The 22477-nt window shown below is 68.1% G+C and carries 21 protein-coding genes; 12 read left to right on the top strand and 9 right to left on the bottom strand.

Going from position 1 to position 22477, the window contains the following annotated elements:
* The first annotated feature begins 2 nt into the window (after positions 1–2).
* Positions 3–1049, top strand: a complete 1047-nt coding sequence (gene pdxA, locus ACSSVZ_RS09185) for a 4-hydroxythreonine-4-phosphate dehydrogenase PdxA (protein ID WP_453969511.1) — start codon at positions 3–5, stop codon at positions 1047–1049.
* Positions 1042–1908 carry a 16S rRNA (adenine(1518)-N(6)/adenine(1519)-N(6))-dimethyltransferase RsmA gene (gene rsmA / locus ACSSVZ_RS09180; protein ID WP_453969510.1) on the top strand — a complete coding sequence of 289 codons (867 nt, stop codon included), beginning with the start codon at positions 1042–1044 and terminating at the stop codon, positions 1906–1908. Before pdxA ends, rsmA begins: the two co-directional genes overlap by 8 nt.
* Positions 1909–2076: 168 nt before the next feature.
* On the opposite strand, the gene gmk is transcribed toward rsmA, so the two are convergent.
* From gmk to fabD, 7 genes are all read right to left on the bottom strand, one after another.
* On the bottom strand, positions 2077–2682 hold the full coding sequence (gene gmk, locus ACSSVZ_RS09175; RefSeq protein ID WP_453969603.1) for a guanylate kinase: 606 nt from the start codon (positions 2680–2682) through the stop codon (positions 2077–2079).
* 46 nt (positions 2683–2728) lie between these two features.
* Positions 2729–3616, bottom strand: a complete 888-nt coding sequence (locus tag ACSSVZ_RS09170; RefSeq protein WP_453969509.1) for a YicC/YloC family endoribonuclease — start codon at positions 3614–3616, stop codon at positions 2729–2731.
* Positions 3617–3674: 58 nt separating this feature from the next.
* On the bottom strand, positions 3675–4835 hold the full coding sequence (gene mltG, locus ACSSVZ_RS09165; protein ID WP_453969508.1) for an endolytic transglycosylase MltG: 1161 nt from the start codon (positions 4833–4835) through the stop codon (positions 3675–3677).
* A 106-nt stretch (positions 4836–4941) separates the two neighbouring features.
* Positions 4942–6207: a beta-ketoacyl-ACP synthase II gene (fabF, locus tag ACSSVZ_RS09160; protein ID WP_453969507.1), complete on the bottom strand. Its 1266-nt coding sequence runs from the start codon at positions 6205–6207 to the stop codon at positions 4942–4944.
* A 100-nt stretch (positions 6208–6307) separates the two neighbouring features.
* Complete coding sequence (locus ACSSVZ_RS09155) at positions 6308–6544, bottom strand: acyl carrier protein (protein ID WP_453957003.1); 237 nt, start codon at positions 6542–6544, stop codon at positions 6308–6310.
* 265 nt (positions 6545–6809) lie between these two features.
* Positions 6810–7547, bottom strand: coding sequence for a 3-oxoacyl-[acyl-carrier-protein] reductase (fabG, locus tag ACSSVZ_RS09150; RefSeq protein WP_453969506.1), 738 nt, complete (start codon positions 7545–7547; stop codon positions 6810–6812).
* Positions 7548–7557: 10 nt separating this feature from the next.
* Positions 7558–8508 carry an ACP S-malonyltransferase gene (gene fabD, locus ACSSVZ_RS09145; RefSeq protein WP_453969505.1) on the bottom strand — a complete coding sequence of 317 codons (951 nt, stop codon included), beginning with the start codon at positions 8506–8508 and terminating at the stop codon, positions 7558–7560.
* A gap of 369 nt (positions 8509–8877) precedes the next feature.
* Between fabD and rpsF the strand changes: the two genes are divergently transcribed.
* The 10 genes from rpsF (at position 8878) to ACSSVZ_RS09095 (ending at position 19536) form a co-directional block, all read left to right on the top strand.
* Positions 8878–9357 carry a 30S ribosomal protein S6 gene (rpsF, locus tag ACSSVZ_RS09140; protein ID WP_453969504.1) on the top strand — a complete coding sequence of 160 codons (480 nt, stop codon included), beginning with the start codon at positions 8878–8880 and terminating at the stop codon, positions 9355–9357.
* Complete coding sequence (gene rpsR, locus ACSSVZ_RS09135) at positions 9354–9602, top strand: 30S ribosomal protein S18 (protein ID WP_453969503.1); 249 nt, start codon at positions 9354–9356, stop codon at positions 9600–9602. Before rpsF ends, rpsR begins: the two co-directional genes overlap by 4 nt.
* 246 nt (positions 9603–9848) lie before the next feature.
* Entirely contained in the window at positions 9849–10454 is a 606-nt protein-coding gene (gene rplI / locus ACSSVZ_RS09130; protein WP_453969502.1) for a 50S ribosomal protein L9, read from the top strand.
* 167 nt (positions 10455–10621) lie between these two features.
* Positions 10622–11875 carry a class I SAM-dependent methyltransferase gene (locus tag ACSSVZ_RS09125; protein ID WP_453969501.1) on the top strand — a complete coding sequence of 418 codons (1254 nt, stop codon included), beginning with the start codon at positions 10622–10624 and terminating at the stop codon, positions 11873–11875.
* 289 nt (positions 11876–12164) lie between these two features.
* Positions 12165–13652, top strand: a complete 1488-nt coding sequence (locus ACSSVZ_RS09120) for a replicative DNA helicase (protein WP_453969500.1) — start codon at positions 12165–12167, stop codon at positions 13650–13652.
* 15 nt (positions 13653–13667) lie between these two features.
* A complete protein-coding gene (gene alr, locus ACSSVZ_RS09115) occupies positions 13668–14816 on the top strand; it encodes an alanine racemase (RefSeq protein WP_453969499.1) in 1149 nt (382 codons plus the stop codon).
* Entirely contained in the window at positions 14816–16252 is a 1437-nt protein-coding gene (radA, locus tag ACSSVZ_RS09110) for a DNA repair protein RadA (protein WP_453969498.1), read from the top strand. Before alr ends, radA begins: the two co-directional genes overlap by 1 nt.
* Positions 16253–16304: 52 nt before the next feature.
* Positions 16305–16997 carry a CvpA family protein gene (locus tag ACSSVZ_RS09105; protein ID WP_453969497.1) on the top strand — a complete coding sequence of 231 codons (693 nt, stop codon included), beginning with the start codon at positions 16305–16307 and terminating at the stop codon, positions 16995–16997.
* A 278-nt stretch (positions 16998–17275) separates the two neighbouring features.
* Complete coding sequence (gene purF / locus ACSSVZ_RS09100) at positions 17276–18769, top strand: amidophosphoribosyltransferase (RefSeq protein WP_453969496.1); 1494 nt, start codon at positions 17276–17278, stop codon at positions 18767–18769.
* A 2-nt stretch (positions 18770–18771) separates the two neighbouring features.
* Positions 18772–19536 (top strand): SDR family NAD(P)-dependent oxidoreductase, encoded by a 765-nt coding sequence (locus ACSSVZ_RS09095; protein ID WP_453969494.1) that lies wholly within the window; start codon positions 18772–18774, stop codon positions 19534–19536.
* Positions 19537–19645: 109 nt separating this feature from the next.
* On the opposite strand, the gene der is transcribed toward ACSSVZ_RS09095, so the two are convergent.
* Positions 19646–21133 carry a ribosome biogenesis GTPase Der gene (der, locus tag ACSSVZ_RS09090; RefSeq protein WP_453969493.1) on the bottom strand — a complete coding sequence of 496 codons (1488 nt, stop codon included), beginning with the start codon at positions 21131–21133 and terminating at the stop codon, positions 19646–19648.
* Entirely contained in the window at positions 21130–22401 is a 1272-nt protein-coding gene (locus ACSSVZ_RS09085) for an outer membrane protein assembly factor BamB family protein (RefSeq protein ID WP_453969492.1), read from the bottom strand. Before ACSSVZ_RS09085 ends, der begins: the two co-directional genes overlap by 4 nt.
* Positions 22402–22477 lie beyond the last annotated feature (76 nt).

Raw genomic sequence — 22477 nt, 5'->3', positions numbered from 1 at the left:
GGATGGTGGATCGCACACCTCCCTCTCCCGCCCTTCCGCTGGCGGTCACCCTCGGTGAGCCGGCCGGCGTCGGGCCCGACCTGATCCTGCAGTCCTGGCTGGAGCGCCGCGCCCGCGGGCTGCCGCCGTTCTTCGTTGCCGCCGATCCGGACTTCCTTGCCCGGCGCGCCGACCTGCTCGGGCTCGATGTGGCCATCCAGGCGTGCGCCGAGGCCGACGCAGCGAGCGTGTTTGCCGATGCGCTTCCCGTCGTCGCCACCGGCCACGCCGCGTGCGGCCGGCCGGCCGAACCGAGCAGCGCCGACGCCGACGGCGTGATCGCCTCCATCGATACCTGCGTCGGGGCGATCCGTTCCGGAACGGCGCGCGCGGTGGTCACCGCGCCGATCCACAAGCGCACGCTCTACGCCGCGGGATTCACCCATCCCGGCCATACCGAATATCTGGGCACGCTGGCGCAGCGCCTGTTCGGGGTCACCGCCACCCCCATCATGATGCTGGCCGGCCCCGATCTCAGGACGGTCCCTGTGACCGTGCACATTCCGCTGCGCGACGTGCCCGGTGCGCTGACGGCGGCGATGATCGTGACCGCCGGTCAGATCGTGGCGCGTGACCTCGTCGACCGGTTCGGCATCGCCACCCCGCGTCTCGCCGTCACCGGCCTCAATCCCCACGCCGGCGAAGGCGGCGCGCTCGGACACGAGGACGAGCTCATCGTGGCGCCGGCCGTCGGCGAGCTGCAGTTGCGCAACATCGATGCGCGCGGCCCCTTCCCAGCCGACGCGATCTTCTCGGCCGCCGCCCGCACCACCTACGACGTGGTGCTGGCCATGTACCACGACCAGGCGCTGATTCCGGTGAAGACGCTGGCCTTCGACGAGACCGTCAACGTGACCCTGGGGCTGCCGTTCGTGCGCACGTCCCCCGACCACGGAACCGCCTTCGACCTCGCCGGCAGCGGCCGGGCGCGGCCAGACAGCTTCCTGGCGGCGATCGCCATGGCCGACCGGATGACCGCTGCCGGCCGGAAAACCGCCGCCCATGTCTGACGATCCGCTGCCGCCGCTGCGCGACGTCATCCGCGAGCACGAGCTGTCCGCGCGCAAGTCGCTCGGCCAGAACTTCCTGCTCGACCTCAACCTGACCCGGCGCATCGCGCGCACCGCCGGCGACCTGTCGCAGATGACCATCATCGAGGTCGGCCCGGGTCCGGGCGGCCTCACCCGCGCGCTCCTGATGGAGGGAGCAGCGAAGGTGGTGGCGATCGAGCGCGACCGCCGCTGCATCGCCGCGCTCGGCGAGATCGCCGCCCACTATCCGGACCGGCTGGACATCGTCGAGGGCGACGCCCTCCAGGTCGACATGGCCGCACGCCTTGAGGGGCGGCCCGGCGCGGTGGTGGCAAACCTTCCCTACAACGTCGGAACGGCCCTGCTGGTCGGCTGGCTGGAGACCGACCCGTGGCCGCCCTGGTGGCAGTCGCTGACGCTGATGTTCCAGCGCGAGGTGGCCGAGCGCCTCGTCGCCGCCGCGGGCAGCGACAGCTACGGTCGCCTCAGCGTGCTCACCGGATGGCGGGCCGAGGCGCGGATCATGTTCGACGTGACGCCGAAGGCGTTCACCCCGCCGCCGAAAGTGTGGTCGTCGGTGGTGCACGTCCGGCCGCGCGCCGAGCCGCTCGCCTGCGACGGACGCATCCTGAGCCGGGTCACCGCGGCCGCCTTCGGCCAGCGCCGCAAGATGCTGCGCCAGAGCCTGAAGACCCTCGGCCTCGACACGATGGCCCTGATCGAGGCGGCCGGACTGGAGCCGACCGAGCGGGCGGAGAATGTGCCGGTGGAAGGGTTCGTGGCGCTCGCCCGGGCCGTCGAGGCAGCCCGCAAGGCCGGGCCAAGCCCCGACCAATAGAGCCTTTCCGGTCAAGTGGACTCACCTGACCGATAAGAAATGGCTCCAGAATCAATACCTTGAGCAAATCCGTTTCGGTCAGATCGCTGCGATCTGAACGGGAAATGCTCTAGGCCTGAATCGACCTGAAATCAGACGGTTGAGAGCAATTCCTGAGATCGGCCGGGCTCAGAGATCGCCGATCAGCCGATCGACGAAGCCGTCCAGCGCCGGTGCCCGCGTGCGCTTGAGGCGCTCGGCGGACAGGATCGCCCGGACGCCGGCGAGTGCCCGCTGGAGATCGTCGTTGACGATCACGTAGTCGTACTCGTGCCAGTGTGCCAGCTCGGTCTTGGCATTGACGAGCCGCTTCGCGATGGTTTCCGGGTCGTCCTCGGCCCGGCGTTCCAGGCGCGCCTTCAGCTCCTTGCCCGAAGGCGGCAGAATGAAAATCGAGGCGACGTCCTCCCGGCAGGTCTTGTAGAGCTGCAGGGTTCCCTGCCAGTCGATGTCGAAGAGGATGTCCTCGCCCCTGGCGAGGGCGGCCTCCACCGGCGCGCGCGGCGTGCCGTAGTAGTTGCCGTGCACCTCGGCCCATTCCAGCAGTTCGTCCTGGTCCCGCATCGCCTCGAACGCGCGCTGGCTGACGAAGTGGTAGTGCACGCCGTCCGCCTCGCTCATCCGCTTGGCGCGCGTCGTCGCCGAGATCGACAGCTCGATGTTGTCGTCCGTATCCAACACCGCGCGCGACAGCGTCGTCTTTCCGGCTCCGGACGGCGACGACAGCACGAGCATGACCCCGCGCCGGATCGGGACAGTCGTCGTCTCGGGCACGGCGGGGCTACTCAATGTTCTGGACCTGCTCGCGGAGCTGGTCGACCACGACCTTGAGGTCGAGACCGATCGCCGTCACCTCGCGGTGCACCGACTTGGCGGTCAGGGTGTTCGCTTCGCGATGGCATTCCTGGGCGATGAAATCGAGCCGGCGTCCGACGGCGCCGCCCTCCGCGAGCAGCGTGGTGGCCGCATCGACGTGGCCGTCGAGCCGGTCGATCTCCTCGGCGATGTCAGCCTTGGCGGCGAGAAGGGCCGCCTCCTGATGCAGGCGGACACTGTCGAACGAGGCGGACGCGTCGAGCAGCGCCGCGACCTGCGCGGCAAGCCGTTCACGGATGGCCTCGGAGGTGCGCGACGGATGGGCCCGAGCCGACTTGGACAGCCCCGAAATCGTCGCGACCTGCCGCCCGACGACGTCGCCGAGACGGGCGCCTTCCGACAGCCGGTTGTCGTGCAGCGCATCGAGCGTCCGTTGGATGCCGTCGCGGACCGCGGCCTCGAGCTCCTTGTCGCCGTTGCCGTTGGATCCCTCGTCGACGGGTTCCAGCACGCCCTTGATCGCGAGCAGGCCGTCGGCCGTCGGGGGCGCCACGTCGCCCCGCTCCTGCAGCGGACGCACCAGCTCGAGCAGCGCGTTGAGGTGCGGCTCGTTGATGGCGTAGCGGGTCACCGTGTCGACCTGGGAAAGGCTCAGCGAAATGGAGACGGAGCCGCGCTTGAAGCGCTTGGTGGCGAGGTCGCGCACGATCGGGTCGAAGCGCTCCCAGCCCTGGGGCAGGCGCACCCGGAGATCCAGGCCCCGCCCGTTCACCGAACGTGCCTCCCACAGCCAGTTGACGCTGCCGCTGGTCCCGCGGGCGGCGGCAAAGCCGGTCATCGACGAGAGGCTCATCGCCGGAACCCCCGGCGCATCAGCAGCGGCGCGGACGGACCGTTCGCGGAGGACGGCATCAATTGTCCGTCCCTTCGGTGGGACGGTTGGCTTCGACGGCGCGCCACTTCTCGACGTTGCGCTGGTGCTCCGCGTAGGTCTCGGAGAAGGCGTGGCCGCCGGTGCCGTCGGCCACGAAATAGAGGTCGTCGGTGCGCGACGGGTTGGTCACCGCCTCGATGGAGGCCCGGCCCGGGTTGGCGATCGGGCCCGGCGGCAGGCCTTCGATCTGATAGGTGTTGTAGGCGTTCGGGCGCTGCATGTCGGAACGGTAGATCGTCCGCGACTTCTCCCATGCCTCGCCGCCATACAGGCCGTAGAGGATCGTCGGATCCGACTGCAGCTTCATGCCCTTCTTGAGACGGTTCAGGAAGACGGCCGCCACCCGGGTGCGCTCGTCGGCCCGTCCGGTCTCCTTCTCGACGATCGAGGCGAGCGTGACGACGTCGGCCTTGGTCTTCAGCGGCAGGTCTTCGTTGCGGTGTTCCCAGGCATCGTCGACCACCTTCTGGTGCGCCCGCTGCATCCGCTCCAGCACATCCTGGCGGTTGGCCCCCCGGGTGAACTTGTAGGTCTCGGGAAGCAGGCTGCCCTCGGCCGGGATGAACCCGATGTCGCCGACGAGAATCGGGTTCTCGTTGATGCGCGCGATGATCTGCGCGCTGGTCAGGCCCTCGGGAATGGTGATGGCATGCTGGATCGAGCGCCCCTCGACCAGCTTCTCCATGATGGAATCCATGCTGGCGTGGGCGGGGATGAGGTACTCGCCGGCCTTGATCTTGGTGGCGGTCTTCAGCATCTGCGCCGCGCCGACGAAGATCCAGCGGTTGGAGATCAGGCCGCGGTCCTCCAGCTGGGCGGCGACGCCCTCGACCGTTGCGCCCTGGTCGACGAAGAAGTTCGCGTCGGAGCCGTTCGGCCCGGCCGACAGGTACTCGTAGCGGCTCCAGTACAGCCCGACGCCGGCGGCGAAGGCGCCGATCAGCCCGAGGGTCAGGAAGAAGTTCAGGACGATGACGACCGGATGCCGCGCCTGGCGCGACCGCACCTTCGGCGGCGGCGGCGGGGCGATCTCCGGCTGCAGCGCCTCGCGCGGGCTGCGCGGGGACGGACGCGCGGCGACGGGCCTAGGCCGGTTGCGATTGCCCGGACCGGGCTTGTCTGACGCGTCCTTGTTCATCCTGATTCCCTGATCCGCGACACACGCTCAACCGGCGATCGGAGACGATGCCGAGACCGCTTCGTGACCGCCGATTGTGGCCAGATCCCGTCAGGCCGGCGCGGGCTTATGCGTCGACGCTGCGGAACACCAATGACGCGTTCGTACCGCCAAAGCCGAAGGAATTCGAGAGCGCAATGTTGACCTCCCGCTCCCGCATGGCGTTTGGCGCGAGATCGATGGCCGTCTCGATCGAAGGATTGTCGAGATTCATCGTCGGCGGGATCTTGTTGTCGCGGATGGCGAGCAGCGAGAAGATCGCCTCGACGGCCCCGGCCGCACCGAGAAGATGGCCGGTGACGGACTTGGTCGACGACATGGTGAGGCCGCCCGCCGCATTGCCCATCAGCCGCTCCACCGCGCCGAGTTCGATCTCGTCGCCCATCGGCGTCGAGGTCCCGTGCGCGTTGATGTAGTCGATGTCGGCCGGCGTGATTCCCGCCCGCTTGAGGGCCGCGGTCATGCACCGGAACGCCCCGTCGCCGTCTTCCGACGGCGCGGTGATGTGATAGGCGTCGCCGGACATGCCGTAGCCGATCACCTCGCCGTAGATCCGCGCGCCGCGGGCCTTGGCGTGCTCGTATTCCTCGAGCACGACGACGCCGGCGCCCTCGCCCATGACGAAGCCGTCGCGGTCGCGATCATAAGGCCGTGAGCCCTTCTCGGGCGCGTCGTTGAAATGTGTGGACAGTGCGCGGCAGGCGGCAAAGCCCGCCAGCGAAAGGCGGCCGATCGGCGATTCCGAGCCGCCGGCGACCATCACGTCGGCATCCTCGAGCGCGATCAGGCGGGCCGCGTCGCCAATGGCGTGCGCCCCCGTCGAGCAGGCGGTCACCACCGCATGGTTCGGCCCCTTGAGGCCGTAGCGGATGGACACGTATCCCGACGCGAGATTGATCAGCCGGCCGGGGATGAAGAACGGCGACAGCCGACGCGGGCCGCGGTCGCGGAGCGTCATCGCACCTTCCTCGATACCCATGAGGCCACCGATTCCCGAGCCGATCAGCACGCCCGTGCGGGTCTGGTCCTCGTAGGACTTCGGCTTCCAGTCGGCATCGGTGAGCGCCTGTTCCGCGGCGGCCATGGCGAAGACGATGAAATCGTCGACCTTGCGACGCTCCTTCAGCTCCATCCAGTCGTCGGGATTGAACGTGCCGTTCGCCCCGTCACCGCGGGGAATCTGGCAGGCGATCTGACATGCGAGGTCGGAGACCTCGAAATGATCGACCTTCGAAGCGCCGCTTTTACCTGCAAGCGCGTTGGCCCAGGCTGTTTCGACCCCGCATCCGAGCGGGTTGACCGTCCCCAGCCCCGTTACGACAACGCGTCTCATCAACTAGCCGCTCGCCTCTTTGGTTGTTCGGCGCATCCTCTTGTCCAAATGCCGGCTACCGGTCCCGCCACGTGCGGGACCGACCGTTTCGGACGCGCTGTTACTGCGTGTTCTTCTCGAGAAACTTAACCGCGTCACCAACGGTCAGAATCGTCTCTGCTGCATCGTCAGGAATCTCGACGGCGAACTCTTCTTCAAAGGCCATGACGAGCTCGACGGTGTCGAGGCTGTCAGCCCCGAGATCGTCAATGAAGCTCGCATTGTCGGTGACCTTCTCCGGTTCTACCCCGAGGTGCTCTACGACGATCTTCTTCACCCGTTCCGCGATGTCGCTCATTCTCGGTTCCTCGATTGTGTTTGGCGAAACTATCCTGCCGGGATGACCCGGCCTCACTGACCGCGTTTCTTCTTTTCAGGAAAGACCCAGCGGATGATCCAGGACCGTTCGACCTCGACACAGGCGTCCTGTCAAGCAGGAGCGCTCAGGTCTCGGTCCGTCCTCAGGGCGCGGCGGTAGGTAACACACTTTCAAAGGCTTGACCAGAAGCGCCGCCGCCCGTCCGGTCCAGGATTTCCGGGCCTTGCGGCCCATCGGCAGTGGCTCAGATCATCACCATGCCGCCATTGATGTGGAGTGTCTGACCGGTCACGTAACCCGCTTCGTCGCTGGCCAGATACACCACCCCGGAGGCGATGTCCGATCCCTTGCCCAGCACGCCGGCGGGGACGGCCGACAGAATCGACGATTTCTGGTCCGCGTTCAACGCATCTGTCATCGGGCTCTCGATAAAGCCGGGGGCAATTGCGTTGATGGTGACGTTGCGGCTCGCCACTTCCTTCGCGAGCGCCTTGGTCATGCCGATCATGCCGGCCTTCGCGGCGGCGTAGTTCACCTGCCCCGCGTTGCCCGTCACGCCGACGATCGACGAGATGTTGATGATCCGGCCGGAGCGCTTGCGCATCATCGTGCGCAGGCACGCGCGCGACAGCTTGAAGGCGACCGACAGGTTGACCTCGATGACCCGGTCCCAGTCCTCGTCCTTCATCCGCAGCGCCAGCATGTCGCGCGTGATGCCGGCATTGTTCACCAGGATGTCCACCGGGCCGGCGGCTTCCTCGCAGGCGGGAACGAGGGCCTCGACGCTGTCGCGGTCCGCCAGGTCGGCCGGGACGACGTGGACGCGGTCACCGAGTTCGCCGGCGAGCGTGTCGAGCGCCTCGCGGCGGGTGCCCGAGAGGGCAACGGTGGCGCCCTGCGCGTGGAGGGCGCGGACGATGGCCCCGCCGATGCCGCCGCTTGCGCCCGTCACCAGCGCGAACTTGCCTGTCAGGTCGAACATCTCTGTTGTCCTAGCTTCGGGTGCCGAGACGCTCGGCGAGCGCGCGCACGTCGTCGGGTCCGGTTACCGCCACGCCCTCCAGGGCGCGATCGATGCGTTTGGCGAGCCCCGTCAGGACCTTTCCCGCGCCGATCTCGACAACGGTCTCGACCCCGTTCGCGGCCAGCCACTCGACCGATTCTCGCCAGCGGACGGTACCGGTCACCTGTTCGACGAGGCAGGCGCGAATCTCGTCCGGATCGGCGATCGGCAGCACCCGGACATTGGCGACCAGCGGCGCCACCGGCGGCTGCAGATCCACCTCGGCGAGAGCCTCGGCCATCACGGCGGCGGCGGGCGCCATCAGCGGGCAATGGAACGGTGCGGAGACCGGCAGCAGCATCGGACGTTTGGCGCCGCGCTCCCTGGCAATCTCGATGGCGCGCTCGACGGCTGCCCGATGGCCGGAGATCACCACCTGGCCCGGCGCATTGTCGTTGGCGATCGCCACCACGTCGCCGTCGGCCGCGTCGCGGGCCACGCCTTCGGCGGCCTCGCGGTCGAGACCCAGCAGCGCCGCCATGGCGCCCACGCCGACCGGCACGGCCTCCTGCATCGCCAGCCCGCGGCGGCGCAGAAGGCGCGCGGCGTCGGCGATCGTCAGGCTGCCGGCGGCCGCGAGGGCCGAATATTCGCCCAGCGAGTGGCCGGCGACGAAGGTTGCGGCATCGGCGACGCGAACGCCTTCGGCTTCGAGCGCGCGGATTGCCGCGAGGCTGACCGCCATCAGTGCCGGTTGCGCATTGGCCGTCAGGGTCAGCGTCTCCGACGGGCCGTCCCAGATCGTCGCGGACAGCTTCTCGCCGAGAGCGTCGTCGACCTCGTCGAACACCGCGCGCGCCGCGGGATAGGCCACGGCAAGGTCGCGGCCCATACCGACGGTCTGGCTGCCCTGCCCCGGAAACGTGAAAGCGATCGTCATTAGATAATGGCGTTCCTTGCGAGCGGCCCCAGAGCGGCCGTGAAGCGACCGTCGCAGAAGGCGCGGTCACTCGTCTCGTGTGCGGCCGGACAAAGACGAGACCGCGCCGCCGTGTCAAGTCCAGATGCTTGCAACCGCTCAAACCAGTTGCATTTTTGCGCGGAGAGGATAGATAGACCGACCTACATCACATTCGGCTGGAGGCTGAACGGAAAGTCGCTCTCGGTAGTCGACCGGTTGCGACAGGTTTTCCACACTGGAAGCCGCTTTCCCGTGTCTCCGCTCGCGAAGGCGTATTCGAACGCCTTTCTCGAAGGCTTCGACGAGGCTTTGCGCCGGGTGGGATAGTCAACAGAGGAAGGCACATCCATGCCACTTTATGAGCATGTGTTCCTGGCTCGCCAGGACATTTCAGGCCAGCAGGTCGATCAGTTGATCGAGCAGTACAAGGCCGTACTCGAAGGCAACGGCGGCTCCGTCGGACGCATCGAGAACTGGGGTCTCAAGAACCTCTCCTACCGCGTCAAGAAGAACCGCAAGGCGCACTACGCCCTGATGGACATCGACGCGCCGCCGGCTGCCATCGCCGAGATGGAACGCCAGATGCGCCTCTCCGAGGACATCCTGCGCTACATCACCATCCGCGTGGACGCCCACGAGGACGGACCGTCCGTGATGAAGCAGAAGCGCGAACGCGACGACCGTCGCCGTGGCGACCGCTTCGACCGTGGCGACCGCCCGGAACGCGGAGATCGCCCGGAGCGTGGCGACCGTCCCGAGCGCGGAGATCGCCCGGACCGCGGAGAACGCGGTGACCGCCGTGACGACCGTCGTGGAGTTGCAGAATGATCGACATCGCCCAGCTGCCCACCCGCCGGCCGTTTTTCCGCCGCCGGAAGACCTGCCCGTTCTCCGGCGAGCATGCGCCGCGGATCGACTACAAGGACGTGAAGCTGCTGCAGCGCTACGTCTCCGAGCGCGGCAAGATCGTGCCGTCGCGCATCACGGCGGTGTCGGCCAAGAAGCAGCGCGAGCTCGCCAAGGCGATCAAGCGCGCCCGCTTCCTCGGCCTGCTGCCCTACGTGATCAAGTAGACAGCGCCCTTATCGAAAACGCCGGCGGCGGCGACGGTTCGTGCGAACCGTGCCGCCGCGGGCACCGCTGGGACCGGCCGGGGCAACCCGCGACCGGCCTCTAACCGCCTCCTGGAGCCTGCCGTGTCGCGCCCCCGCGCACGACCGCTCCAGAGCATCGACCACGATCATCTTCCGCGCCGGACAAGGGCAGTCGCCCGACGGCGGGATGATCACCGTGCGGGACAGACGGAAAGGTACCCGAAAATGCAGGTCATTCTTCTCGAGCGAATCCCCAGGCTCGGCCAGATGGGCGACAGCGTGCGCGTGCGCGACGGCTTCGCCCGCAATTTTCTTCTGCCTCAGGGCAAGGCGCTGCGCGCCAACGACGCGAACCAGAAGCGCTTCGAGCGCGACCGGGCCCAGCTTGAGGCCCGCAACCTCGAGCGCCGCCAGGAAGCCGAGCAGGTCGGCGAGAAGCTCGACGGCACCTCCTTCGTGGTGATCCGCCAGGCCGGCGAGACCGGCCAGCTGTACGGCTCGGTCTCCACCCGCGACATCTCGGAGATTCTCGACGCCGGCGGCTTCTCGGTCGGGCGCAATCAGGTCGAGCTGAACCAGCCGATCAAGACCCTCGGCGTTCACACCATCTCGATCCGCCTCCACCCGGAAGTGGCCGTGTCGGTGAGCATGAACATCGCCCGCTCGCCGGACGAGGCGACCCGCCAGGCGGCCGGCGAGGACGTGCTCTCCTACGACCAGTTCGCGTTCGAGGAGGATGAGGACGAAGACGCCGAGACGGCTGCCGAAGTCGACGCCGAGGATGCAACCGGCGAAGAACCGGCAGCGTCCGAAGGCGACGAAGACCGCTGAGTCCTTGCCCCTTCCGATCCGTGCGATCTGAAGGGGAAGCACTCGACGGCGAAACTCTTGACCTGTGTTCAGGGAGCGCTTGAGGTTCGAGCGCTCCTTTGCTTACGATAACGTCATCTTGAACGGAGAATCGCCGGTCCTTCCACCGGCCGGCCATCCGAGGCGTTATGGATCAGTTGCTCAAAGGCTTCCTGTCGCGTGTCGTGAAGTCTGGAGCGCTCACGGTGGTGAGCGCGAACGGCATGGTGCACGAGTTCGGCGACGGATCGGGCATCCCGGTCCGCGTCCGGTTCGCGACCGCGAAGGCGGAACGAAGCTGCATTCTCAACCCCGGCCTGAAGGTCGGAGAATGCTTCATGGATGGATCGCTCGTCGTCGAGCGTGGCACCATCTACGATTTCCTCGCCGTGGTGCTCTCGAATGCTGGCCTCGACAGGCCCGGCTGGTGGCTCCGCGCCGAAGAAACCTACCGCTACCTCACCCGCCGCCTGCGCCAGCACAACACCCATTCGCGCGCGCGCTCCAACATCGCCCACCACTACGACCTCAACGGCGATCTCTATCGGCTCTTCCTCGATGCCGATTCGCAGTATTCGTGCGCTTACTTCGAGACGCCCGATACGGATCTGGAAGAGGCGCAGCTGGCCAAGAAGCGCCACATCGCCGCCAAGCTGGCGCTCGAGCCGGGACAGCGGGTCCTCGACATCGGTTCCGGCTGGGGCGGCATGGGCCTCTACATCGCGCGCCACTTCGATGCCGAAGTCACGGGTGTGACCCTGTCGACGGAGCAGTACGAACGCTCCAACGCCCGTGCCGCCGAGATGGGCCTCTCCGACCGCGTGCAATTCCAGCTCAAGGACTACCGCGACCTCGACGGTCCCTACGACCGGATCGTCTCGGTGGGAATGTTCGAACACGTCGGTGTCGGCTATTTCGAGGACTATTTCCGCAAGTGCCGGTCGCTGCTGGCCGACGACGGAGTGATGCTGCTCCATTCGATCGGCCGCTTCGACGGGGCCGGCGACACCAACTCGTGGATCTCCAAGTACATCTTCCCTGGCGGCTACATCCCGGCGCTGTCGGAGGTGGTCCCGGTCATCGAGCGGATGGGGCTGAAGATCACCGACATCGAGATCCTGCGCCTCCACTACGCGGAAACGCTGAAGGCGTGGCGGGAACGGTTCATGGCCCACCGGGAGGAGGCCAAGGCGCTCTACGACGAACGCTTCTGCCGCATGTGGGAGTTCTATCTGGCCGGGTCGGAGACGGCGTTCCGCTACCAGGACATGATGAACTTCCAGATCCAGATCACCCGCAACCAGCACGCCCTGCCCCTGACCCGGAACTACATGTTCGAGGTCGAAGACCGGCTCCGGGAGATCGACAGCACGCCGATCTCCTTCCGCGAGGCGGGAGAGTAGCGGCCCGGCGGCGTCAACCCCCGGCGTCGCATTTCGGCCGACACCGGGGGATAGCGGGCACAATCGGCGAATCGGGTACGCTTGTTCTCCCGCTCGCCGGATTTCGCCGCTATGGATCATGCGGGAGCCACCCGGCCACCGGCAGGCGGGCCGCGGGCATCGCCCATGCAATACGGATGAACACGGTCCGACGACCGCCCGGCCAGCTCCGTCGCGACGATCGCCCCCGGCACGGGCGAAGGCGCGCACGGTCCGGTGCCGGCGTGGAAAGCGGGGACGGAGGCGAACTATGGCCACCTCGGCCCTTTCCCTGACCAGCGACACGGCGGCCGCCCGCACGGCGCCCCACAACATCGAGATCGAGCGGCAGCTCCTCGGCGCGATCCTGGTGAACAACGAGACGTTCTACCGCGTCACCGACTTTCTCGAGCCGACCCACTTCTTCGTCGAGCAGCATCGGCAGATCTACGAGAAGGTCGCCCACCTGATCCGCGCCGGCAAGGTCGCCTCGCCGATCACCGTGAAGACGTTCTTTCCGGCCGACGCGAAGATCGGCGACCTGCCCGTCACCCAGTACCTGCTGCGCCTCGCCGCCGATGCGACGACGATCATCAATGCCGAGGACTACGGCCGCACGCTGATGGATCTGGCGCTCAGGCGCCTGCTGATCACCATCGGCGAGGACATGGTCAACGTCGCCTACGATTCGCCGATCGACGCGACGCCGCGCCACCAGATCGAGGACGTCGAGCGCAAGCTGTTCTCGATCGCCGAGAGCGGCCGCTTCGAGGGCGGCTTCGGCTCCTTCGGCGACGCGGTGACCCTGGCCGTCGACATGGCGGCTGCCGCGTTCGAGCGCTCCGGCCACCTGTCCGGCGTGTCCACAGGCCTCGTCGATCTCGACCGGCAGGTCGGCGGCCTGCAGGCATCGGACCTGATCATCCTTGCCGGACGTCCGGCGATGGGCAAGACGTCGCTGGCGACCAACATCGCCTTCAACATCGCCCGATCCTACAAGGCGGAGACCCAGCCGGACGGCACCATCAAGGCGCTCGACGGCGGCGTCGTCGGCTTCTTCTCGCTGGAAATGTCGTCGGAACAGCTGGCCACGCGCATTCTCGCCGAGCAGTCCGGCGTGTCGTCGTCGAAGATCCGCCGCGGCGACATCGACGAGGAACAGTTCGCACGGCTGGCCGCGACGGCGCAGGAAATGCGCACGCTGCCGCTGTTCATCGACCAGTCGGGCGGCCTCACCATCGGCCAGCTCACCGCCCGCGCCCGCCGCCTGAAGCGGCAGCAGGGGCTCGACGTCCTCATCATCGACTACCTGCAGCTCCTGCAGGGTTCCGGCAAGCGCTCGTCCGACAGCCGCGTCCAGGAGATCACCGAAATCACCACCGGCCTCAAGGCCTTGGCCAAGGAACTGAACGTGCCGGTGCTGGCCTTGTCGCAGCTTTCCCGCCAGGTCGAATCGCGCGACGACAAGCGGCCGCAGCTGTCCGACCTGCGCGAATCGGGTTCGATCGAGCAGGACGCCGACGTGGTGATGTTCGTGTACCGCGAGGAGTACTATCTGCAGAGCAAGATGCCGAAGGAAGGCACCGAGCAGTTCTTCGAGTGGCAGGCCCAGATGGAGCAGGTCGCCGGCCGCGCCGAGGTGATCGTCGGCAAGCAGCGGCACGGCCCGACCGGCACCGTCAACCTGCAGTTCGACGCCCAGGTCACCCGCTTCTCCAGCCTCGCCCCGGACGACCACCTTCCCGCACGCCTGGACTGATTGGATCGGAACGCCGTGTATCTGAACCCGTTTTCCCCGGCCTTTCCCCGCGAACAGCATGCCGGCGGACGGCTGACCATCGACCTCGCCGCCCTTGCCGGGAACTGGAGCCGGCTGCGCGACCGCAGCCGGCCCGCCGACTGCGCGGCGGTGGTCAAGGGCGACGGCTACGGCATCGGCCTGGAACGCGCGGCCGACACGTTCTGGAACGCCGGCTGCCGGACCTTCTTCGTCGCCCTTCCCGAAGAGGGAATGCGGCTGCGCGAGGTGCTGCCCGAGGCCACCATCTACGTGCTCAACGGGCTGTTTCGGGGCGCGGAGGCCGACTATCGCGAGGCGAAGATCATCCCGGTGCTCGGCAGCCCCGGCGAGATCGAGGACTGGGGGCGGTTCGCCCGCTCGGTGGAACGCGAGCTGCCCGCAGCCATCCACGTCGACACCGGCATGAACCGGCTCGGCCTGACCCATGCCGAGGCGGAATCGTTTTCCGGCGTCGACATGGAGCCGGGCGTTGCACCGAAGCTTCTGATCAGCCACCTGGCCTGCGCCGACGCGCCCGACCATCCCTTGAACCGACAGCAGCTCGACGCCTTCCGGGCCGCCAAGGCGCTCTACCCGGATCTTCCGGCGTCGCTCGCCAACTCGGCGGGCGCGCTCGCCGGTGGCGACTTCCTGTTCGACCTGGTGCGCCCGGGGATCGCGCTCTATGGCGGCCGGGCGCGGGTCGAGGGCAACAACCCGATGGCGCCGGTCGTCACCCTGGAGGCCCGCGTGCTGCAGGTCCGCGACGTCAGCGCCGGCGAGCCGGTCGGCTACGGGGCCGTCGGCAGCCTCGACCGGGCCGGCAGGGTGGCGATCGTTTCGGTGGGCTACGCCGACGGGCTGCTGCGCAACGCCGGCGAGAGCCGCGAGACGGCCGGAGCGTCCGCCTGGGCCGCCGGGCACCGCCTGCCCTATGTCGGACGGGTGTCGATGGACCTGATCGCCCTCGACGTGACCGCCGTGCCCGAAGCCCTCGTGCGGCGCGGCAGCTGGGTGGAGCTGTTCGGCCCCCATGTCGCCGTCGACGACGTCGCCCACGCCGCCGGCACCATCGGCTACGAACTGCTGACCGGCCTCTCCCGCCGCTACGCGCGGCGCTATGTCGGACTGGATGCGCGCTGATGGCCAAGCGGCAACCGCGCTTCGTCTGCCAGGAATGCGGCACCGTCACCAACCGGTGGGCGGGCAAGTGCGAGTCCTGCGGCGCCTGGAACTCGATCTCGGAAGAAACCGCCACCGACCCGATCCTGGCCGGCACCGGCAAGGTCTCCTCGGTGCGCGGCCGGCCGGTGAAGCTGGAGAGCCTGGCCGGCACCAGCGACGAACCGCCGCGGCTGCAGACGGGCATCGCCGAACTCGACCGCGTCACCGGCGGCGGTTTCGTGCCGGGCTCGGTGCTGCTGGTCGGAGGCGACCCCGGGATCGGCAAGTCGACGCTCCTCCTGCAGGCGGCAGCCAGGCTTGCGATGGACGGCGGCCACGTCGTCTACATCTCCGGCGAGGAGGCGATCCCCCAGGTGCGGATGCGCGCCGAGCGCCTCGGCGCCAGCGGCGCGCCCGTGGCGCTTGCCTCGGAGACCTGCGTCGAGGACATCCTGGCGACGCTGCAGGCGGGTCCCCGCCCCGGCCTGGTGATCATCGATTCCATCCAGACCCTGTGGACGTCGATCGCCGAATCCGCGCCCGGCACCGTCTCCCAGGTGCGCGCCAGCGCCCAGGCGCTCATCCGCTACGCCAAGACCTCCGGCGCGACGGTGGTGCTGGTCGGCCACGTCACCAAGGACGGCCAGATCGCCGGGCCGCGGGTGGTCGAGCACATGGTCGACGCCGTCATCACCTTCGAGGGCGACGGCAGCCATTCCTTCCGCCTGCTGCGCGCCACCAAGAACCGATTCGGGCCGACCGATGAGATCGGCGTCTTCGAAATGACCGGCTCGGGCCTCAGGGAAGTGGATAACCCCTCCCAGCTGTTCCTCGGCGAACGCGACACCGCCAGCCCGGGTGCGGCGGTGTTCGCCGGCATGGAGGGCACCCGGCCGCTGCTGGTCGAGATCCAGGCGCTGGTGGCCCCGAGCACGCTCGGAACGCCGCGCCGGGCCGTCGTGGGCTGGGATTCCAGCCGCCTGGCGATGGTGATCGCCGTGCTGGAGGCGCGCTGCGGTGTGCGCCTCGGCAGCAACGACGTCTATCTCGCGGTGGCGGGCGGCCTGCGCATCACCGAGCCGGCGGCCGACCTTGCGGTTGCGGCGGCGCTGATCTCCTCGCTTGGCGGGCTTGCCCTGCCCAGTGATTGCGTCTATTTCGGCGAAGTCAGCCTGTCTGGTCGTGTCCGGTCGGTCGCCCATGCGGCGGGACGGCTGAAGGAAGCGGAAAAACTCGGGTTTGGGCAGGCTGTGGTCCCGGAATCGGTAGCGACGGACTCACCCAAGGGTTTGCGAACAGTTGCGATCGGCAGTCTCAATGATCTCATCGGACGACTGTTCGAGGACGGCGAGCCTGACGGGCTGCGCGGTGGCGGCGACGATGCGTCTGATCGCAAACAATCCGCGTCATCCTGAGATGTGCTTGAAACGCGCCCGGAACGGCGCGGTGGCGTGAGGAGCCCGGTCCATGTCCTTCACCGCATTTGACGCCCTTGTCCTCGCGGTCGTGCTGATCTCGGCGCTGCTCGCGATGATCCGAGGCTTCGTGCGTGAAGTGCTGTCGATCGCCGCCTGGGTGATCGCCGCCGTGGTCGCCTACATGTTCCACGACGATCTCGTGCCGACCATCGAGAAGTACATTTCCCAGCCGACGATCGCCCTTGCCGTCTCCGCCGCCATCATCTTCCTGGTGACGCTGATCGTCGTCAGCTTCATCACCATGAAGTTCTCCGATTTCGTCGTCGACAGCCGCGCCGGCTTCGTCGACCGCTTCCTCGGCTTCCTGTTCGGCGTCGCCCGCGGCGTGCTGCTGATCGTCGTCGCGCTGATCTTCTTCAACTGGCTCGTGCCGGAGCGCAACCAGCCGACCTGGGTGGTCCAGTCGGCCTCGCGCCCGACCCTCAACGATCTCGGCAACCGCCTGCTGGCGGCCCTGCCCGACGATCCGGAAGCCACCTTCCGCGACGCCGTGAAGCCCCGCGAAAGCGGCGCTCCCGTCGACGACAACGTGACCGCGCCGACCCGGACCACTCCGGACTACGGGTCGCAGGAGCGCAACCAGATGGATCAGTTGATCCAGTCCACCGGTGAGGGCAATTCCGAGGGCGCTCCGGCGCCTGAGGCCCCCGCCGGAAACGACGCCGGAACGCCGGGGAACTAGAGCCTCTCGTTGGTGAGGCGACCGCACACGATCGATCGGGAATGGCTCGGGATTCAACGTCCCGAGCCACTCCGTTTCGGTCCGGTCGCTTCGATCCGAACGGGAAATGCTCTGGGCCACAGGGGCGGCGTTCCTTCTATGAGGTCCAGGTGCGCCCACGGCTTGTATGAAAGCTGCCGGGGTGCACTGGATATTGGTCAGGGATCAACCTATCTGCGGTCGGGTGAAGCCAGCCGCACGCACGTTGATCCTGGGGGGTTAATGAGGTCCGGTCCCGAATGCCCCGTCTTTACGATTCAGTGAGCCCCGCGGATGCCGGCGCCTTCGCCGACGAAGCGGACGACCACTTCCACGACGAGTGTGGCGTCTTCGGCATCTTCGGCCATGACGACGCAGGCGCGCTGACGGCGCTCGGCCTGCACGCCCTCCAGCATCGCGGCCAGGAGGCCGCGGGCATCGTCTCCTACGATGGCGCCCAGTTCTTCACGGAACGGCACATCGGCCTGGTCGGCGACAACTTCACCAAGCCCGCGGTGATCGCCCGGCTGCACGGCAACCGCGCCATCGGCCACACGCGCTACTCGACCACCGGCGGCGCGGCGCTGCGCAACGTGCAGCCCCTCTTCGCCGAGTTCGCCGGCGGCGGCTTCGCGGTCGCCCACAACGGCAACATCACCAACGCCCGCACGCTGCAGCGCGCCCTGCGCGAACGCGGCTCGATCTTCCAGTCGACCTCCGACACCGAGACCCTGATCCATCTGGTGGCGACCAGCGACCGGCGCTCGTTCATCGAGCGGTTCATCGACGCGCTCCGCAACCTGGAGGGCGCCTACGCCCTCGTCGGGATGACCGACAAGAAGCTCGTCGGCGCCCGCGATCCGCTGGGCGTCCGGCCGCTGGTGCTCGGCGACCTCGACGGCTCCTACGTGCTGACGTCGGAAACCTGCGCCCTCGACATCATCGGCGCCCGCTTCGTACGCGACATCGAGCCCGGCGAAGTGGTGGTCATCACCAGCGACGGCATCGAATCGCTGCATCCGTTTCCGAGCACCCCCAGCTCCCGCTTCTGCATCTTCGAGTACGTCTATTTCGCCCGGCCGGACTCGATCGTGTCGAACAAGAACGTCTACGACGTGCGCAAGCGCATCGGCGCCGAACTCGCGCGCGAATCGCCGGTGCCGGCCGACGTGGTCGTGCCGGTCCCCGATTCCGGCACGCCGGCCGCCATCGGCTTCGCCGAAGCGGCGGGACTGCCGTTCGACCTCGGCATCATCCGCAACCACTATGTCGGCCGCACCTTCATCCAGCCGACCGACGCGATCCGCCACATGGGCGTGAAGCTCAAGCACAACGCCAACCGCGAGATCCTGCAGGGCAAGCGGGTCGTGCTGGTGGACGATTCGATCGTCCGTGGCACCACCTCCCTGAAGATCGTCGAGATGGTGCGCGAGGCCGGCGCGGCGGAGGTCCACATGCGGATCGCCAGCCCCCCGACGACCGACTCCTGCTTCTACGGCGTCGACACCCCCGAGAAGTCGAAGCTGATCGCCGCCCGCATGAGCGTCGAGGAGCTCGCCCGCTACATCAAGGTGGACAGCCTGGCGTTCCTGTCGATCGACGGTCTCTACCGCGCCGCGGGCCAGCCCGGCCGGACCAACGAAAACCCGCAGTTCTGCGATGCCTGCTTCACCGGCGATTATCCGACCCGGCTGACGGACCGGCTCGAGAACAACACCGATCCGCAGCTGTCGCTGCTGGCCGAGGTCGGCTGACCATGCCGGGAGCGTTCGAAGGCCGCGTCGCCCTGGTGACCGGCGCCACCCGGGGCATCGGCCGCGCCGTCGCGCTGGCCCTCGGCGCGGCTGGCGCCAACGTCGTCGCCGTCGGTCGCACCGTGGGTGCGCTGGAGGAACTCGACGACACCATCCGCGCTGCCGGCGGCCCTGCCCCCACCCTGGTGCCGATCAACCTCACCGACTACGACGCCATCGACCGGCTGGGGGCTGCGCTGTTCGAGCGCTGGGGCCGCCTCGACGTGCTCGTCGGCAACGCCGGCATCCTCGGCCAGCTGTCGCCGCTCGGGCACATTCCGCCGAAGGTCTGGGACGAGACGATCGGCCTGAACCTGACGGCCAACTGGCGGCTGATTCGCTCCCTCGATCCGCTGCTGCGCCAGTCCGACGCTGGCCGCGCCGTGTTCCTCACCGCCGCCCAGGCCCGCACCGCGGAGCCGTTCTGGGGCGCGGTCGCCGCCTCGAAGGCCGGGCTGGAGGCGCTGGTGCGGACCTATGCCAACGAGGTGCGGCACACCAACGTCCGCGTGAACATCGTCGACCCGGGTCCGACCCGCACCCATTTCCGCGGCAAGGCGTTCCCCGGCGAGGCGAAGGATGCGGCCACGCCGCCCGGCGCCCACGCGATGCCTATCCTGGCGCTGCTGACGCCCGCCTGTCTGGAGCACGGCAGCCTGATCGAACTCGGCCGCCCGATGGCCGACGACGGCATTCCGGCGAGCGAACGCACCGTCGGCATCGCCTGAAGCCGATCGCGCAGGCGGTAGCCTAAGCTGCTCTTTTTAGCGTCTTGATAAGATTGAGAAATCTGATTTTGCGCGGCGTCATTTGCGCCGCGCGGATGCCCCGCCCGCCTCAGGCGTAGGGGTTGTCGCCCTTGCGCAGGGTCAGCCGGATCGGCACGCCGTCCAGCTTGAAGGTCTCGCGCAGACCGTTGACCAGATAGCGCTTGTAGGCCGCCGGCAGGTCGTCGGGCATCGAGCAGAACGCCACGAAGTGCGGCGGCCGCGTCTTCACCTGGGTGATGTAGCGCAGCTTGATGCGGCGGCCGCTGACGGCCGGCGGTGGATGCCGGTTGATGGCGGCGAAGAGCCAGCGGTTCAGCTGCCCCGTCGTGGCGCGGGTCGACCAGCGCTCCACCGTGTTCACGACCGCTTCCATCAGCCGGTCGAGGCCCAGACCCGTCAGGCCAGAGACCGGCACAAGCCGCAGCCCGCGCAGCTGCGGCAGCAGCCGATCGGCCGCCTCGCGCAGCGCGCTCAGCGTCTGGTCGCGATCCTCGACCAGATCCCATTTGTCGAGCGCGATGACGATGGAGCGGCCCTCGCGCTCCACCAGATCGATGATGTGCAGGTCCTGCTTCTCGAACGGGACGGTCGCGTCGATGGTCATGACGACGACTTCGGCGAACCGCAGCGCGCGGATCGAATCGTTGACCGACAGGCGCTCGAGCTTGGCCTGCACCTTGGCCTTCTTGCGCATGCCGGCGGTGTCGACGAGGCGGAAGGCGCGGTCGCGCCAGGTCCAGTCGACGCTGATGGAATCGCGGGTGATGCCGGCCTCGGGGCCGGTCAGCATCCGCTCCTCGCCGATCAGGCGGTTGATGAGCGTCGACTTGCCGGCGTTCGGCCGGCCGATGATCGCCACCTGGATCGGGCGGGTCCGGCCGGGGCCGGCATCGTCCTCCGCCGGGGCGTCGTGCTCCGGCGCCAGGTCCCCGATGTCGAGAACGCCGGGGATCGCTTCGTCGGGACCATCCAGCTCATCCGGCTCCACGTCGCCGCCGAGATCGAGCGTCTGGAAGGCCGCGTCGAGCGCGTCGTAGAGGAGGTCGATGCCCTGGCCGTGCTCGGCGGAAAACGGGATGGGGTCGCCGAGACCGAGGCTGTAGGCCTCCAGCGCGGCCGTGTCGCCGCTGCGGCCTTCGGCCTTGTTGGCCAGCACGATCACCGGATGCGAGGAGCGTCGCAGCAGCGCACCGTAGGCCTCGTCGGCGGGGGTGATCCCGGCGCGCGCGTCAACGACGAACAGCACCACGTCCGCCGCCTGGATGGCGATGTCGGTCTGCTGCCGCATCCGCCCTTCCAGGGTGTCGGGACCGGCATCCTCCAGGCCTGCGGTGTCGATGACGACAAATCGCAGGTCGGATACCCGGCCCTGCCCCTCGCGGCGATCGCGGGTGACGCCAGGGGTGTCGTCGACCAGCGCCAGACGTTTGCCGACGATCCGGTTGAAAAGCGTGGACTTGCCGACATTCGGGCGCCCGACGATGGCGACGCGGGCCTGCCGTCGTCCGGAACGGTCGGCAGCGTCGTCATCGGAGCGCCGGGATCTTGATCTCATCGCAGGGCCGAGATCTCGCCGGAATCCGAAACGAAGATCATGTTGCCGGCGGCCAGGATCGGCGCGGTGAAGCCATGGCTGGCCACGTTCGTCTGGGACCGGATCTGGCCGTCGACCGGATTCACCACAACAAGCACGCCTTCGTTGGAGATCGCCCACAGGGAGTTGCCGGCGAGTATGGGGCCATTCCAGGCGAAGCGGCCCTTCTTCTTCAGCGGAAGCGCGGTGCGCCAGGCGATCTTGCCGGTCGATTTCTCGAGCGCCACGATCCTGCCCTCCAGGTCGATGAGGAACACGCCGGTGCCGGAGACGATCGGGGTCGAGGCGCTGCCGACGTTCTGCTCCCAGATCCGCTCGCCGGTCGTCAGGCTGACCGCGATGGTGCGGCCGCCGACACCCGTGGCGAACACGGTTCCGCCGTCGATGACGGGGCTTCCCGAGACGTCGGTGAGACCGGCGACGGCCAGCGTGCGGGTCGAACGGGTCACCGAGTCGATCCACTTGGGCTCGCCCTTCGATGCCGACAGCGCCAGCACCTCGCCCGAACTCATCGGCACGACGATGGTGTCGCCCGACACGCTCGGGTTGGCGGTCGACAGCAGGCCGGCCGTCTCCGGAATGCCGCGGTAGGTCCAGACTTCGGCACCGTCGGACTGATTGACCGCCACCACCTCGTTGGACTGGTTGACGACGAACACCTTGCCGGCCGTCGCCGTCGGCGCGCCGCGCGCCGGAATCGACATTTCGACCGTCCAGAGGACCTTGCCCGATCCGAGATCGAGCGCCGCGAGCGTGCCGTAGCCGGTCGCCACGAACACCTTGCCGCCGTCGATCGCCGCACCGCCGCCGCTGGCGACGTCGTTTTCCTTCTCCGGACGGAGGCTGGTGCTCCAGCCGCGCCCGCCGCTGGAAACGGAGAGAGCGGTCACGGTCGCATCGGGCGAATAGACGATGACGTTGCCGCCCGCAGCCACGGGCCGCGCGGCAATGCGCTGGGATTCGTTGGCGAACTGCATGACGCTGCCGCCGCCGCGGCCGATCGAGGACTTCCAGGCCCGGGCGCCGCTGCCGCTGAAGGAAAGATGCCCGGTGTTGGACTGCGGATTCCCGCTCACCTGCGGCCAGTCGGCCATAGACGAGGCCGCCCCGATGGAGACCGACGCGACGTCGGTGTTTGTCTCGTCCGGCGTGTCCTGATTGGTGAAGATGGGGCTCCGCTCACCCGGAAGGATCGTGTCCTTCTTCCGGAACGGATTGATCGAGTCCATCGTATCGCCGACCGACCCGCACCCGCTGACCAGAACCGCAACCGCGATCAAAGCCGCGGCCGGACGCAAACAACTC

Source organism: Amorphus sp. MBR-141 (assembly GCF_053628695.1).
The sequence above is the reverse complement of the archived record's forward strand: the minus strand, read 5'-3'. Positions and strand labels throughout refer to the sequence as shown.